Annotated in this window: 15 protein-coding genes; 8 read left to right on the forward strand and 7 right to left on the reverse strand. The window is 69.9% G+C overall.

Features of this window, described 5'->3' with window-relative positions:
* Positions 1 to 113: 113 nt before the first annotated feature.
* From HOW07_RS04965 to HOW07_RS04985, 5 genes are read left to right on the forward strand one after another with little or no spacing between them, the layout of a single operon-like run.
* Positions 114 to 506, forward strand: coding sequence for a MerR family transcriptional regulator (locus HOW07_RS04965; protein WP_175116242.1), 393 nt, complete (start codon positions 114 to 116; stop codon positions 504 to 506).
* Positions 507 to 533: 27 nt separating this feature from the next.
* Complete coding sequence (purU, locus tag HOW07_RS04970; RefSeq protein WP_369808468.1) at positions 534 to 1,430, forward strand: formyltetrahydrofolate deformylase; 897 nt, start codon at positions 534 to 536, stop codon at positions 1,428 to 1,430.
* A gap of 40 nt (positions 1,431 to 1,470) precedes the next feature.
* Positions 1,471 to 1,827 carry a YrdB family protein gene (locus HOW07_RS04975; protein ID WP_231884415.1) on the forward strand — a complete coding sequence of 119 codons (357 nt, stop codon included), beginning with the start codon at positions 1,471 to 1,473 and terminating at the stop codon, positions 1,825 to 1,827.
* Positions 1,824 to 2,978, forward strand: a complete 1,155-nt coding sequence (gene nagA, locus HOW07_RS04980; protein ID WP_175116243.1) for an N-acetylglucosamine-6-phosphate deacetylase — start codon at positions 1,824 to 1,826, stop codon at positions 2,976 to 2,978. Before HOW07_RS04975 ends, nagA begins: the two co-directional genes overlap by 4 nt.
* Positions 2,975 to 4,336 carry an FAD-binding oxidoreductase gene (locus HOW07_RS04985; protein ID WP_175116244.1) on the forward strand — a complete coding sequence of 454 codons (1,362 nt, stop codon included), beginning with the start codon at positions 2,975 to 2,977 and terminating at the stop codon, positions 4,334 to 4,336. Before nagA ends, HOW07_RS04985 begins: the two co-directional genes overlap by 4 nt.
* Positions 4,337 to 4,538: 202 nt before the next feature.
* Here HOW07_RS04985 and HOW07_RS04990 read toward each other — a convergent pair whose 3' ends face one another.
* From HOW07_RS04990 to HOW07_RS05010, 6 genes are all read right to left on the reverse strand, one after another.
* Complete coding sequence (locus HOW07_RS04990; protein WP_175116245.1) at positions 4,539 to 5,693, reverse strand: mannitol-1-phosphate 5-dehydrogenase; 1,155 nt, start codon at positions 5,691 to 5,693, stop codon at positions 4,539 to 4,541.
* A complete protein-coding gene (locus HOW07_RS19305) occupies positions 5,693 to 6,127 on the reverse strand; it encodes a PTS sugar transporter subunit IIA (RefSeq protein WP_064296632.1) in 435 nt (144 codons plus the stop codon). The genes HOW07_RS04990 and HOW07_RS19305 overlap by 1 nt, the downstream gene beginning before the upstream one ends.
* Positions 6,128 to 6,244: 117 nt before the next feature.
* Positions 6,245 to 7,831, reverse strand: coding sequence for a PTS mannitol transporter subunit IICB (locus tag HOW07_RS04995; RefSeq protein WP_064296633.1), 1,587 nt, complete (start codon positions 7,829 to 7,831; stop codon positions 6,245 to 6,247).
* Positions 7,828 to 9,507: a phosphoenolpyruvate--protein phosphotransferase gene (gene ptsP / locus HOW07_RS05000; RefSeq protein ID WP_082916226.1), complete on the reverse strand. Its 1,680-nt coding sequence runs from the start codon at positions 9,505 to 9,507 to the stop codon at positions 7,828 to 7,830. The genes HOW07_RS04995 and ptsP overlap by 4 nt, the downstream gene beginning before the upstream one ends.
* Before the next feature lie 4 nt (positions 9,508 to 9,511).
* Positions 9,512 to 9,787 carry an HPr family phosphocarrier protein gene (locus HOW07_RS05005; RefSeq protein WP_064296634.1) on the reverse strand — a complete coding sequence of 92 codons (276 nt, stop codon included), beginning with the start codon at positions 9,785 to 9,787 and terminating at the stop codon, positions 9,512 to 9,514.
* A gap of 4 nt (positions 9,788 to 9,791) precedes the next feature.
* Complete coding sequence (locus tag HOW07_RS05010) at positions 9,792 to 10,115, reverse strand: PTS sugar transporter subunit IIB (protein ID WP_175116246.1); 324 nt, start codon at positions 10,113 to 10,115, stop codon at positions 9,792 to 9,794.
* A 124-nt stretch (positions 10,116 to 10,239) separates the two neighbouring features.
* Here HOW07_RS05010 and HOW07_RS05015 point away from each other — a divergent pair, with 124 nt between their 5' ends.
* A complete protein-coding gene (locus HOW07_RS05015; RefSeq protein WP_371743579.1) occupies positions 10,240 to 12,225 on the forward strand; it encodes a transcription antiterminator in 1,986 nt (661 codons plus the stop codon).
* A 59-nt stretch (positions 12,226 to 12,284) separates the two neighbouring features.
* Here HOW07_RS05015 and HOW07_RS05020 read toward each other — a convergent pair whose 3' ends face one another.
* Complete coding sequence (locus HOW07_RS05020; protein ID WP_071259444.1) at positions 12,285 to 12,857, reverse strand: helix-turn-helix domain-containing protein; 573 nt, start codon at positions 12,855 to 12,857, stop codon at positions 12,285 to 12,287.
* Between the two features lie 66 nt (positions 12,858 to 12,923).
* Here HOW07_RS05020 and HOW07_RS05025 point away from each other — a divergent pair, with 66 nt between their 5' ends.
* Both HOW07_RS05025 and HOW07_RS05030 read left to right on the forward strand, forming a co-directional pair.
* Entirely contained in the window at positions 12,924 to 13,613 is a 690-nt protein-coding gene (locus tag HOW07_RS05025; protein ID WP_175116247.1) for an AzlC family ABC transporter permease, read from the forward strand.
* Positions 13,610 to 13,933: an AzlD domain-containing protein gene (locus HOW07_RS05030; RefSeq protein WP_217485091.1), complete on the forward strand. Its 324-nt coding sequence runs from the start codon at positions 13,610 to 13,612 to the stop codon at positions 13,931 to 13,933. The genes HOW07_RS05025 and HOW07_RS05030 overlap by 4 nt, the downstream gene beginning before the upstream one ends.

The raw sequence follows: 13,933 nt of genomic DNA on the forward strand, positions 1-13,933 counted from the left end.
GCGCCCAGGGTCAACCGACATCCGGCGACCGCGGACGAGTCTACCCGAGGCCGGGAATGCGGAGGGCTCGATCCGACGTTGCAGCTGACGTGAAGGTGACAGAGAGGCCGCTCATGCGCATTGCAGAACTCGCTGAACGAACGGGTGTCCCGGCCACCCGGCTCCGCTCCTACGAGGAGGAGGGACTCCTGGCGCCCGTGCGCGCGTCGCACGCGCCCGACGAGTACGAACCGTCCGCGATCGACCACGTCGTCACGGTCGACAACCTGTTCGACGCGGGGCTCACGACCCGTCTCGTGCGCGTGGTCCTCGATCTCGACGACGCACGCACCGCGCGTGCCGTGCCCGACTGCTCCCGCGCGACGGCCGAGTCGCTCCATGCGCAGATCGCCTCGATCGACGCCCGCATCGACTGCCTGAGGCAGAGTCGCGAGACGGTTCGGTCGTACCTGCGGCAGTCCTCCCACGCCGACCTCGTCGACGAGCGGTCCGTCCCTGCGGCTTGAGCGGTCGGGTCCCGGTAACCTGAGTCGGTGACGAACTCGACCGATCCCTCCGCTGTGCCATCGACCACGCACGAGCGCTCCGTCCACTGGGTGCTCTCGATCATCTGCGAGGACCGGCCCGGTATCGTGCACGCGATCAGCGGCGCGATCGTCGAGGCCGACGGCAACATCACCGAGAGCCAGCAGTTCTCGAGCGATGACACCGGGCGGTTCTTCATGCGGCTCCAGGTCGAGGCTGCGGTCTCGCGCGAGCGCTTCGAGGCGGCCATCGCGCCCGTCGTCGAACGGTACGGCCTCCAGTGGCGGCTCGACGTCGTCGGTCGCCCGCTCCGGACGCTCGTCCTGGCCTCGACGGCGGCACACTGCGTCAACGACCTGCTCTTCCGCCAGCGGGCCGGCCAGCTCCCGGTCGAGATCCCCCTCGTGCTCAGCAACCACGGTTCGCTCCGCGATCTCGCCTCCTTCTACGGCGTGCCCTTCGAGGCGCTGCCCGTGACGGACGCAGCCTCGAAGGCGGCGTTCGAGGCCAGGGTCGTCGAGGCCGTCGAGGAGCACGACATCGAGCTCGTCGTCCTCGCGAGGTACATGCAGATCCTGTCCCCCGAGCTCTGCGAGCGCCTCGCCGGTCGCGCCATCAACATCCACCACTCCTTCCTGCCCGGTTTCAAGGGCGCGAACCCGTACAAGCAGGCGCACGCGCGCGGCGTCAAGCTCATCGGTGCGACCGCGCACTTCGTGACGAGCGACCTCGACGAGGGACCGATCATCGAGCAGAACGTCGTCCGCGTGGACCACTCCCGCTCCCCCGCGGAGCTCGTCGCCATCGGTCAGGACGAGGAGAGCCGCACCCTCACCCAGGCGGTGAAGTGGTTCGCCGAGGACCGCGTCCTCCTCGACGGTGCGCGCACGATCATCTTCCGCTGACCCGGAGCGGGCTCGCGGCCACGCGCCGTAGAATCGTGTGGTGTCTGAACGAACTCCCGCCGATGTGAAGATCGGCCCCAACGAGATCCTGCGGTTCTTCCTCGAACTCTTCGCCTTCTTCTCGCTCGGCTTCTGGGGCGTCGCGGTGTGGCCGTTCCCCCTGAACGTGGTCGTCGGGATCGCCGCGCCGGTCGTGGCGATCATCCTCTGGGCGCTGTTCCTCTCGCCGCGCGCCGTGATCCGCATCGACCTCTACGGCCAGGCGGTCGTCGAGCTCCTCATCTTCGCGGCGGCGGCGCTCGCCTGGTTGCACCTCGGGCAGCCGATCATCGCGACCGTCTTCGCCGTGGTCGCCGTGGCCAGTGGTGTCATCCGCGGCCGGAAGCAGCTCGCATGACCGAGCTCCTGATCCACTCCGCCACCAAGGTCGACGTCGACGGCCACCAGGACGCCTTCTGGCTGCACGCGGTCGACGGTGTCATCCGCTCCACCGGTACCGGCGACGACTGGCGGTCCCTCCCCGTCGGCGACGACGCATCCGTCCAGGATGCACACGGCGGCCACCTCACGCCGGGGTTCATCGACCTCCACGCCCACGGCGGCGGCGGTTCATCCTTCGACGACGGACGCGACGCCATCGGACGCGCGCTCGCGGTGCACCGGGCGCACGGGACCACGAGGACGCTCATCAGTCTCGTCTCGAACCCGGTCGACGCCCTCGTCGCGAGTCTCGAGGGGATCGCCGACCTCGTCGCCGAGGATCCGCTGGTCCTCGGAGCCCACCTCGAAGGTCCGTTCCTCTCACCGGCCAAGAAGGGCGCACACGACCCCGGGGCGCTCATCGACCCGAGCCCGGCCGTCGTCGAACGCCTCATCGACGCCAGCCGAGGCACGCTCCGGCAGATCACGATCGCCCCTGAGCTGCCGAACGCCCTCGAGGCGATCCAGGTCCTCGTCGAGGCCGGCGTCATCGTCGCCGTGGGTCACACCGACGCCGACGAGGCACTGACGAAGACGGCGTTCGATCTCGGTGCCCGACTCGTCACCCACGTGTTCAACGCGATGAACGGGATCCACCACCGTGCGCCCGGACCGATCATCGCCTCCTTCGCCGACGAGCGGGTCACGGTCGAGCTCATCCTCGACGGCGAACACGTGCACCCCGACGTCGCCAAGCTCGCCTTCGAGCAGGCCCCGGGCCGCGTCGCACTCATCACCGACGCGATGGCCGCAGCCGGTTCCTCCGACGGCCGTTACCTGCTGGGAGCGCTCGAGGTCCAGGTGACCGACGGTCTGGCGCGGCTCGTGGAAGGCGACTCGATCGCCGGCTCGACGCTGACGCTCGACCGGGCGCTCCGACTCGCCATCACCAGCGGTGTCGCGGCGGACGCGGCGGTCGGTGCGCTCACGAGCACCCCGGCCCGTGTCCTCGGCCTCGCCGACCGCTTCGGACGACTGGCCCCGGGATACGCCGCGGACGCCGTCCTCCTCGACCACCAGTGGAACGTCCAGGCGGTCTGGGCCGACGGATCAGCCCTGCCGCGATGACGACGCCGACCGTCCTCGACGCCCTCCGTGACGCCCTCGGCGACGCGGTCTCGACGACGGACGCCGTCCTCGCGGACGCACGGTCCGACAAGTCGGGTCATGTGTCCGACGCCCCACCCATCGCCGTGGTCTCCGCACGCTCCATCGAGGACGTCCAGACGGTCATGCGGATCGCCACCGCGACCGGGACGCCGGTCGTGACGCGTGGCGCCGGTACCGGACTGGCCGGCGGTGCACTCGGCGGCGCGGGCGAGGTCGTCCTGTCGACGCTCGAGATGCAGCGCGTCCTGGAGATCAACGAACCCGACCTCCTCGCGGTGGTCGAACCGGGCATCATCAACGGCGCCTTCAACGACCTCCTGCTCGCCAGGGGGCTCTGGTTCGCGCCCGACCCGGCGAGCCGCGCGATCTCGACCGTCGGTGGGAACATCGCGACCGGCGCCGGTGGCCTGCTCTGTGCCAAGTACGGCGTGACGCGCGACGCTGTGCTCGCCCTCAAGGTGGTGCTGGCCGACGGACGACTCATCAGCGTCGGGCACCGGAGCGTGAAGGGGGTCACCGGCCTCGACCTCACGAGTCTCATGGTCGGATCCGAGGGCGTCCTCGGCGTCATCGTCGAGGCGACCGTCCGCATCCGTCGCGTGACGCCGGGCACCGTCGCGACCATCGCCGGGTACTTCCCGAGCGTCGTCTCGGCCGCGGAGGCCACCGCCGCCGTCACCGCATCCGGTATCCAGCCGTCGATCATGGAGCTGCTCGACCCCGTCGCGCTCGTCGCCGTGCACCGCTACCTGCAGCTGCCGATCCCGAACAGCGGAGAGGCCCACGTCGTGATCCAGACCGACGGCCCGAACGCCGAGGCGGAGGCCGCCGCGATCCTCGAGGTGCTCCACGCCGGCGGCGGGCGTGCCGAGATGTCCACCGACCACGCGACGGGTGAGCATCTCTTGGCCGTCCGCCGCGCCCTGCATCCCTCGCTCGAGCAGTTCGGCACCCCGCTCATCGAGGACGTGTCGGTCCCCCGCAGCCAGTTGGCGGCGATGTTCACGGCGATCGGCGAGATCGAGCGCCGCTACGGCATCTCCATCCCGACGGTCGCGCACGCGGGCGACGGCAACCTCCACCCGAACTTCGTCTTCGAGGGTGTCGAGGTACCCGACCTCATCTGGCAGGCCGCCGACGACCTCTTCACCACCGCGCTGCGGCTCGGCGGCACCCTCACCGGCGAGCACGGCATCGGCCTGCTCAAGAAGCGCTGGCTCGGCGACGAGCTCGGCGAGGATCAGCTCGCGCTCCAGCACGGGATCAAGCGGCTCTTCGACCCCGAGAACCTCCTCAACCCGGGCAAGATGTTCTGAGGCCCTTCGACAGGCTCAGGGACCGGAGGCCGGCTCAGGGACCGGAGGCCGGCTCAGGGACCGGAGGCCGGCTCAGGGACCGGAGGCCGGCTCAGTGGCCGGCGACGGGCGTCCGGAGGCGGGCCCAGGGGCCGGAAGCGGCCGGGAACGGCGACAGGCTCAGGGTCCGGACGGATCCGGTCCCTGAGCCTGTCGAAGGGCGTTACGCGAGCGAGGCCTGTCGGGCGACGACCTGCGCGAGCACCGCGGGAGACAGCGGATGCTCGGGAGCGAGGCCGGTGACCTCCTCGACGAAGGTGCCCGGCGCGAGCTCGTGGAGCTTCGCCTGCAGGTGGACACTCTGCTCGTCGTCGGCGACGTCGAACTCGAGCGCGGCACCGATGGCCGAGACGAGTGCGTCGTGGGCCATGCCGCGCTCCGCGAGTTCTGCGGCGGGCCCGATGAACCGCTCGGTCCGGCTCAGCTTGCGCAACGGCTGCCGACCGACGCGCTCCACGGTGTCGGGCAGGTGCACGTTCGCGAAGCGACGGAGGATCGTCTCGCGATACTCGCGTTGCGCGTCGACGTCGAGCCCGTGCTTGGCGACGAGCAGCGCGGAGGTCTCCTCCAGCACCGCGCCGACGGCCGCGGCGATCGACGGCTCGGCGAGCGCTTCGGCGATGGTCCCGATACCGGCGCGCGCACCGAAGTAGGCGACGGAGGCGTGGCCGGTGTTCACGGTGAAGAGCTTCCGCTCGATGTACGGTGCGAGCTCCTCGACGAAGTGGGCACCGGGGATCGACGGCAGCGAGCCGTTGAACGCCGGGGTCTCGATGGCCCACTCGTAGAAGGTCTCGACGGTCACGTCGATGCCCTGCCCGGCGGGCTGGCCCGGGACGATGCGGTCCACGGCCGTGTTGGCGAACACGGCCCGGGTCGACAGCGACGCCCAGGCCTCGTCGCCGACCGCCTGGCGCACCTCGGTGGCGAGGAGGTCGGTGGCGTTGATCGCGTTCTCGCAGGCCATGACGGCGAGCGGAGCGGCGTCGGCCGGACGCGCGGCGATCCCACGCGCGATGACCGGGGCGACGAAGCGCAGGATGGTCGGCCCGACGGCGGTGGTCACCACCTCGGCGGCGGCGATCTCCTGGACGAGGGCCTCCTCGTCGGTGGCGCTGTTGATCGCGCGAAACCCGGTGACGACCGTGTCCTTCGCGCCGTCGCCCACCTCGTGCACCGTGTAGCTGTCGGCCGCGGCGATCGCATCGATGAGCTCGGCGTTGACGTCCGCGAAGACGACCTCGTAGCCGCCCTCGTGGAGGAGCAGGCCGACGAAGCCGCGCCCGATGTTGCCGGCGCCGAAGTGGACGGCTCGCATCACTCGTTGACCTCGCTCAGGAGCGCGTAGAGCTCCTCGGGCGTCTCGGCTGCGAGCAGCTTGGCGACCTCGTCGTCCTCGGAGAAGATGATGGCGATCTTGGAGAGGATCTCCATGTGCCCGCCGTCCTTGCCGGCGATGCCGACGACGAAGCGGACCTCGTCGCCGTCCCAGTCGATCGGGGTCTCGTAGCGGGTGAACGACAGGGCGGAATCACGGACCGCCTCCTTCGCGTCGTTCGTCCCGTGCGGGATCGCGAGGAGGTTTCCCATGTAGGTCGACACGGACTGCTCGCGGGCGAGCATGGCCTCGAAGTACTCGTCGGTCACGGCTCCGGCCGCTTCGAGGGCGTCGGCAGCGCGGCGGATGGCCTCCTCCTGCGTCACCGTCCCGGTGACGATGGTGATCCGATCCTGGGTCAGTACCTGCGACATGTCTTCCTCTGCATTCGTCGTGCGGGGCTCCGCCGGTGCGGTCCGGAGCCGGGTGTGGGTCGATGGATAAAGCCCGGGGCGCACGCCGTTCGCGTGCGCCCCGGGATCGTTCCGTTGCTAGTGTGCTCCCTCTCCGCGGAGCAACTCCACCACTTCGTCGTACTTCGGAGAGTTCATGAAGTTGTCGACCGACATGTGCACGGCACTCGGGGTCTTCTCCTTCGCGCGCTCCGTCAGCTCGCGCTGGGTGATGACGAGGTCGACGTCGTCGGCGAGGTTCGCGATCGCCTTGTTGGTGACGGTGATCTCGTCGATGCCGGCCTTCTTGATCTTGTTGCGGAGCACCGAGGCGCCCATCGCACTCGAACCCATACCGGCGTCGCAGGCGAAGACGATGTTGCGGATCGGTCCGCGCTCGAGCGTCGTGACGACGCCCTCGTCGACGACGTCCGCACCGGCTGCGGCGCTTCCGGCGGACAGGTTGCCGAGCACGCTCGACTTCTTGCCCTTGGCGGCTTCGGTCGCGGCGACCGCGGCCGAGAGGTCACCGGCGTTCTCGTTCTCGAGGTCGCGCTTCCGGCTGGCCCGCAGGATGATCGCGGAGATCGCGAACGAGACGGCTGCTGCGACGATGACCGACAGGATCACGCCGACGTAGCTGTCGGGCGCCGTCTGGATGAGCACGGCGATGATGCTGCCTGGCGAGGCCGGGGCGCGGAGACCCGTGTTGAACGCGACGTTCGTCGCCACACCGGCCATACCGCCGCCGATCGCGGCCAGGACCAGCATCGGCTTCATGAGCACGTACGGGAAGTAGATCTCGTGGATGCCTCCGAAGAACTGGATGATGACCGCGCCGGGGGCCGACGCCTTCGCGAGACCGATGCCGAAGAAGCAGAACGCGAGCAGGATGCCGAGGCCCGGGCCCGGGTTCGCCTCGAGGAGGAACAGGATCGACTTGCCGGTCTCCTCGGACTGCTGGACACCGAGCGGGGTCAGCACACCGTGGTTGATGGCGTTGTTGAGGAAGAGGATCTTGCCCGGCTCGATGAAGATGCTCGCGATCGGCAGGAGCGAGTTGGCGACGAGCCAGTCGACGATGCCCTCGAGGAAGCTGCTGAGCGCGGTGACGATCGGTGCGATACCGAAGAAGCCACCGATGGCGAGGAGGGCTCCGAGGATACCCGCGGAGAAGTTGTTGACCAGCATCTCGAAGCCGGCCTTGATCTTGCCGTCCCAGATCCGGTCCACCTGCTTCATGAGCCACGCGGCGAGCGGGCCCATGATCATCGCACCGATGAACATCGGGATCGCACTGCCGACGATGACACCCATGGTCGCGATGGACGCGACGACGCCGCCACGCTCACCGTAGATCATGCGGCCGCCGGTGTTCGCGATGAGCAACGGGAGCAGGTACGTGATCATCGGGCCGACGAGGCCGACGTACTGCGGGAAGGTCGTGCCGTCGTCGGCCTGCGCGAGCGCCGTCGCGGCACCCTGCCAGCCGATGAGGTCGGCGTTGCCGAAGCCGCCGAGGATCCCGTTCGGGAACCAGCCGGTCGCGATGAAGAACGCGGTGATGAGGCCCCAGGCGATGAAGGCCGCGATGTTCGGCATGACCATGCCGGAGAGGAAGGTGCCGAATCGCTGTACGCCGACTCGTGCACCTCCCGGCTTCTTGGGAGTAGACGTCGTTGTCATGATGATGTTGCCTCTTTCATTTCGGGAGTCGTTGCAGCGGTGGCCGCTGCCCTGGCTTCGGCCGCACCGTCGGCGGCCAGTGCTGCTGCCGCGATGCGCCGGGCATCGTCGAGCGTGTACTGCTGGAGGGAGTGACGGACGTCGGCGAGCGCCGACGGTGACATGGACAGGGTGGTGGCGCCGAGTCCGACGAGGACGACGGCGAGGAGCGGGTCGGCGGCTGCTTCACCGCAGATGCCGACCGGCTTGCCGTGGTGCTGGCCGGCTTCGCCGACGAGCTGCACGAGGCGGAGGACCGCCGGGTGCCACGGGTCCTGGAACGCGCCGACGGAACCGAGCAAGCGGTCCGCGGCGAGCGTGTACTGCGTGAGGTCGTTGGTCCCGATCGACGCGAATCCGGCGTGGGCGAGGACGCGGTCGGCGAGGAGGGCGCTCGACGGCACCTCCACCATGACGCCGGGCGTCTTGAGACCGTACTCGGCGGCGATCGCCATGAAGTACTTCGTCTCCTCGACGGTCGACACCATCGGGGCCATGACCCAGAGGTCGGCGTCCGTCGCGGCGTCGGCCTGGGCGAGCGCCGTGAGCTGCTCGCGCAGGATGTCCTCGCTCGCCCGCAGCGCACGGAGGCCACGGAGTCCGAGCGCCGGGTTGTCCTCGTGCGCGTCGTTGAGGAACGCCAACGGCTTGTCGGCTCCGGCGTCGAGGACGCGCACGACGACCTTCTGGCCGGGGAAGGCGTTCAGGAGCTTCTCGTAGTGCGCGCGCTGCTGCTCGACCGTGGGCGCGAGCGCCTGGTCGAGGAAGAGGAACTCGGTGCGGAAGAGGCCGACGCCCTCGGCGCCGAGCTCTGCGGCGGCGTCGGCGTGCTCGGCCGAGCCCAGGTTGGCGAGCAGCGGCACCGGGGTGCCGTCCGCCAGTGCACCGGGGACGACCGGTGCGTTCACGAGCGCGAGGCGGTCGGCGATGCGCTGCTCCGTGGCGGCGACGAGCTCGGGCGTCGGATCGACCGTGACCTCACCGGCTGCCGCGTCGACGACGAGCGTCGTGCCGTCGGTCAGCTCGGCCGCTCCGACGACGCCGACGATCGCGACGATCGACTTCTCGCGGGCGAGGATCGCCGTGTGCGAGGTCGGGCCGCCGTCGCTCGTGACGAGGCCGAGGACCAGGTCGAGGTCGAGGAGCGCGGTGTCGGCCGGTGCGAGGTCGCGGGCGACGAGGATGAACGGGTGGCCGGGTGAGGGGACGCCGGGGGCCGGCACGCCCATGAGGTCGGCGATGACCCGCTGTGACACGTCGTCGAGGTCGGCGGCGCGCTCCCCGAGGTAGCCGCCCATCGCGGCGAGCTGGTCGCGGAACGAGGCGAACGCCGCGTGGACGGCCCACTCGGCGGTCTTGCCGTCCGCGAGCCGCGTGGCGATCTCCTCGGCGAGGGTCGGGTCCTCCGCCATCATCGCCTGGGCCTCGAGGACGTCACGAGCTGCACCACCGGCGGCGGCGCCTCGGGCTTCGAGTTCGCGGGCGACCGCGGCGAGGGAGGTGTTCGCGCGTTCGGTCTCGGTCGCGAGGTCGAGGGTGCTGGCGACGTCGGCGGGCGCGGGGAGCGGGTCGGCCATGCGGGCCACCGGGCCGACGGCGACGCCCTGGCCGATACCGATGCCCTGGAACGCGGTCATCGGACTACTGCTCGTCATGGTCGGTCACCAGGAGCTCGGAGAGCGTGTCGAGGGTGCCCTCGGCTGCGGCGCCCTCGCCGTCGACGGACAGGGTCACGTAGTCGCCGTGCTCGACGGCGAGCGCGATCACGCCGAGGATGCTCGCCGCATTGACGGGCTTGCCGCTGCCCTTCGCGATCGTCACCGGGACCCCGGCGTCCTTCGCAGCCTGCGTGAACAGCTTCGCGGGCCTGGCATGCAGGCCGTGCGACGAGCCGATGCGGACGGTTCGAGTTGCCATGGGGTTACCTCCTGGTTGGTGATTGGATCGAGAGGACGAGTTCGAGGGCTCGCGCGCCACCCTCGACGCCGAAGACGTCGCCGGGCAGGACGGCGACCGCGGTGCCGGTAGGCTCGGCCGCTGCGCGCAGCGCGGCCTCGTGGTCGGCGAGGTGGGCGCCGACGAGCATGACGTCGACACCGTCGAGGGCGATCGTGCCGCCGAGGACCTGCGATTCGGCACCGGCCGCGACGGAGACGTCGATCGATCGGTCGGCTGCCGCGCGACGCAGGCGTTGGGCCATGAACGTGCTCGACGCACCCGCGCCGCAAATCACCAGGATCTTCATCGAACCTTCTCCAGAACCGCCGATTGCCTACCAACCCATCATTCCGTCGCGCCCCTCGTGGCTCCACCAGAAGCTCTTCCGCCGGGGCGGAAAGGTCGTCGAACGCGCGGAAGCAGCCGGGAAGGTGGTTGACTCGGTGGAGCGGTTCGCCCGGACCGCGCGACGGCCGACCGACGGAGAGGGCATCGTGGCACGCGAGAAACACGACCGCATGCTCGGCTACCTCGCGGGACGGGACGGCTGGACGACGGCCACGGAGGTCGCGGAGGTGCTCGGCGTCACACCGCGCAGCGTCCGCAGCTACGTCACGGCGGTCAACACCCGCACGGCACCGCACGACGTCGTCGAGTCCGGGCCGAACGGGTATCGGCTGAACGCCGACGGCTACGCGGTCTACCGGCGACGAGCCGCATCGGCGTTCGAATCGGAGACGCCCCGGGATCGGCTCTACGGGCTCGTCCGGCTGCTCATCAGCGCCCCCTCGGGGATCGACGTGCATGAGACGGCACAGCGGCTCCACGTCAGTGAGTCGACCGTCGAGGGCGACCTGGGCCGGGTCCGTGCCATGCTCGCCGACACCGCCCTCACGCTCGACCGTTCCGGATCGACGGTGACGATGGCGGGCGGTGAGACCGAGCGGAGACGGCTCCTCAGCCGCATGTTCCGCGACGAGACCGACCGCGGCATCGTCGAGCTCGAGGCGCTCCAGCGCGCGTTCGCGCCGAACGAGTTCAGCCCGTTCAAGGGCGAGCTGCTCGAGGCCTTGACCGCGCGCGGGTACTACGTGAACGAGTACGGCATCGCGAACGTCCTGCTCCACATCGCGATCGCCATCGACCGGGTCACGAAGGACCGTCCGGCGGAGCCCGCCGACCACGCTCCGCGCACCCCGGAGGTCGAGGCGGTCGCGGAGGATCTGGCGCGGCTCGTCGACGCTCACTTCCACGTCGCGCTCGGCGACGGCGACCTCGTCTACCTCAGCTACCTGCTCGTGACGCGGGTGGTGACGCCGGGCAGTGGGGCTCCCGCCGAAGTCCTCGTCGACGACTACGTCAACCAGGACGACCTCGCCGCCGTCCGTCAGGCCGTCGACCGTGCCGGCCGAGAGTACCTCGTCGACCTCTCCGACGAGGACTTCATCGTCCGGCTCACCCTCCACGTCCAGAACCTCATCCGTCGTGCACAGGACCAGTCCTACTCACGCAATCCGCTGACCCGCTCGATCAAGACCTCGTACCCGATGATCTACGAGCTCGCGGTCTTCATCGCCAGCCAACTGCAGCGACACGGCTCGATCATCATCAACGACGACGAGATCGCCTACATCGCGATGCACGTCGGTGCCCAGCTCGAGCAGAAGGCCCGCAAGGAGGCTCTCCTCGGTTCCACGATCGTCTCCGCCGGCTACTACGACATGCACGAGGTGCTGCGTCGACGCGTCGAATCGCAGCTGGGCGACGTCCTCGACGTCCGATCCGTCATCACCCGCACCGATGTCGACTGGGCCGCCATCGACACCGAGCTCGTGCTCACGACGATCGAGCCACCGGCCCCTGCCGACGGCATCGTCGTCATCCAACCGTTCCTCACCGCGGCCGACGTGGAGCGCGTCCGGAGTGCGGTCAGCCGCGTGCGGAGGTCGTCCCGTTTGTCGGAGATCACCGACGAACTGCTGCAGTACTTCCACCCGGACCTCTTCCTCCGGAACGCGCACGCCGAAGACGAGGAAGGCATGATCCGCCTGCTCGGCGAGCGCATGATCACCCAGGGGATCATCGACGAGAGCTACCTCACCGCGGCGATCGAGCGGGAGCGCATGTCGTCGACGGCGTTCACCGACACCTTGGCCGTGCCGCACGCCATGGCGATGACCGCGCACTCGACCGCCATCGCGATCGCGGTGAACGAGACGCCGATGGAGTGGGGCGGAGCGCGCGTGAGCGTCGTCGCACTCGTGGCGTTCAGCGAATCGGGTCGCGCCGCGTTCCAGACGGTCTTCGACCAGTTCGTCGAGGTGTTCTCGGAGCGCTCGAGCGTCGCCCGGATCATCCGCCGTTCCGAGGACTTCGCCGGCTTCATCGACGAGCTCGTGCACGTCATCGACGGCTGATCAGCCGTCGAGCCGCCCCGGTCACCGAGCCGCCCTGGTCACCGAGCCTGTCGAGGTGCTCAGACGTGTTCGGTGACCACCACGGCGGTCGTACCCGGCTCGAGTGCCTCGAAGACGTGCGGCACGTCCCCGGCGTGGGCGAGGTAGTCCCCCGGACCGAGTTCGACCTCCTCGCCGACGGGCCCGATGGACGCGCGACCGGTGCTGAGGATCCAGTGCTCGACGACGCCCGGCATGTGCGGCTCCGAGCGCCTCGGCTCCCCGGGTTCGACGACGATGCGGTAGATGTCGCGTCGGGCGTTCGGCGGGCAGGCGGACAACACCGTCGCGACGTAGTCCGCCCCGGACGCGGCGAGGGTCGGCCCCTCACCGGCACGGATGACCTGGACCGGCCGTCGCACCGGCTCGACCAGGCGGGCGAAGGGGACGTCGAGGGTGACGCTGAGCGCCCAGAGGGTCTCGAGACTCGGGTTCCCGAGCCCCGCCTCCAGCTGCGAGAGGGTGGACTTCGCGATCCCGGCTCGACGGGCCACCTCCGCGAGTGAGAGGCCGGTCCGCTGCCGCTCGCGGGTCAGCGCCGCCGCGACCGCGGCGTGCGGTGCTCCGTCGTCGGATGGTTCGACCTGCGTCATGCGTTCGCTCCAAGGTATTACGCGTTCGATTTGACGAACGCTTCGTGCGCGTTCAATATAGTGTACGTGCGTTCGATATGGAGTCACCTCGGTCGGCCGATCACGCGTGCCATCGCGCTGGTCTGCGTCGCCGACGGACTGGTCGGCATCTCCTACGGAGCCGTCGCCGTGCACTCGGGCATCCAGCCCTGGGTCGTCCTGGCGCTCGCCCTGCTCGTCCTCGCCGGCGCATCGGAGATCCTGTTCGTCGGGATCGTCGCGGCCGGCGGGAGTCCGCTCACCGCAGCGCTGGCAGGGCTGCTGGTGAACGCCCGTCACCTGCCGTTCGGCCTCGCGATCCATGAGGTCGTCGGCACGGGCTGGCGCCGCGTGCTCGGTACACACCTCCTCAACGACGAGTCCGTGGTCTTCGCGCTCGATCAGGACACCCTGGAGCGGAAGCGCGCCGCGTTCTGGGCGTGCGGCCTCGGCATCCTCCTCTGCTGGCCGGCGGGCGCGGCACTCGGAGCCTTCGCCGGCACCGTGATCGAGGACACGGACGCCTTCGGACTCGACGTGATGTTCCCCGCAGTGCTGCTCGCCCTCATCTTCCCCGCCCTCCGCGAGCGCCGCACACGCCGAGCCGCACTCGTCGGCGCGCTCGTCGCCGTCGCCGCGACGCCGTTCCTCCCCTCGGGGATCCCCGTCCTGTTGTCGCTCGTCGGCCTCCTGTTCGGCTTCGGCCGGAAGCAGCCGAAGCCGGAGGTCACCGCGTGAACCAGTCGATGCTCGTGCTGGTCGGGGTCCTCATCCTCGCCGTGGGCACCTACACGTTCCGCCTGGCCGGGCCACTCCTGCGCACCCGCGCCGAGGTCTCGGAACGGGTCGAGACCCTGCTCGCGGACGCCGCCATCGTCCTGCTCATGGCGGTGCTCACGACCACGGCCCTGACCCAGGACCAGCACTTCGCGGGATTCGCACGACTCTCGGGCGTCCTGGTGGCCGGCGTCCTCGCCTGGAGGAAGGCACCGTTCGTCGTCATCGTCCTCGCGGCGGCCCTCACCACGGCACTCCTCCGACTGGGGGGCGTCGCCTGA

Source organism: Plantibacter sp. MCCC 1A11337 (genome assembly GCF_013349365.1).
In the GTDB taxonomy this organism is placed as follows: domain Bacteria; phylum Actinomycetota; class Actinomycetes; order Actinomycetales; family Microbacteriaceae; genus Plantibacter; species Plantibacter flavus_A.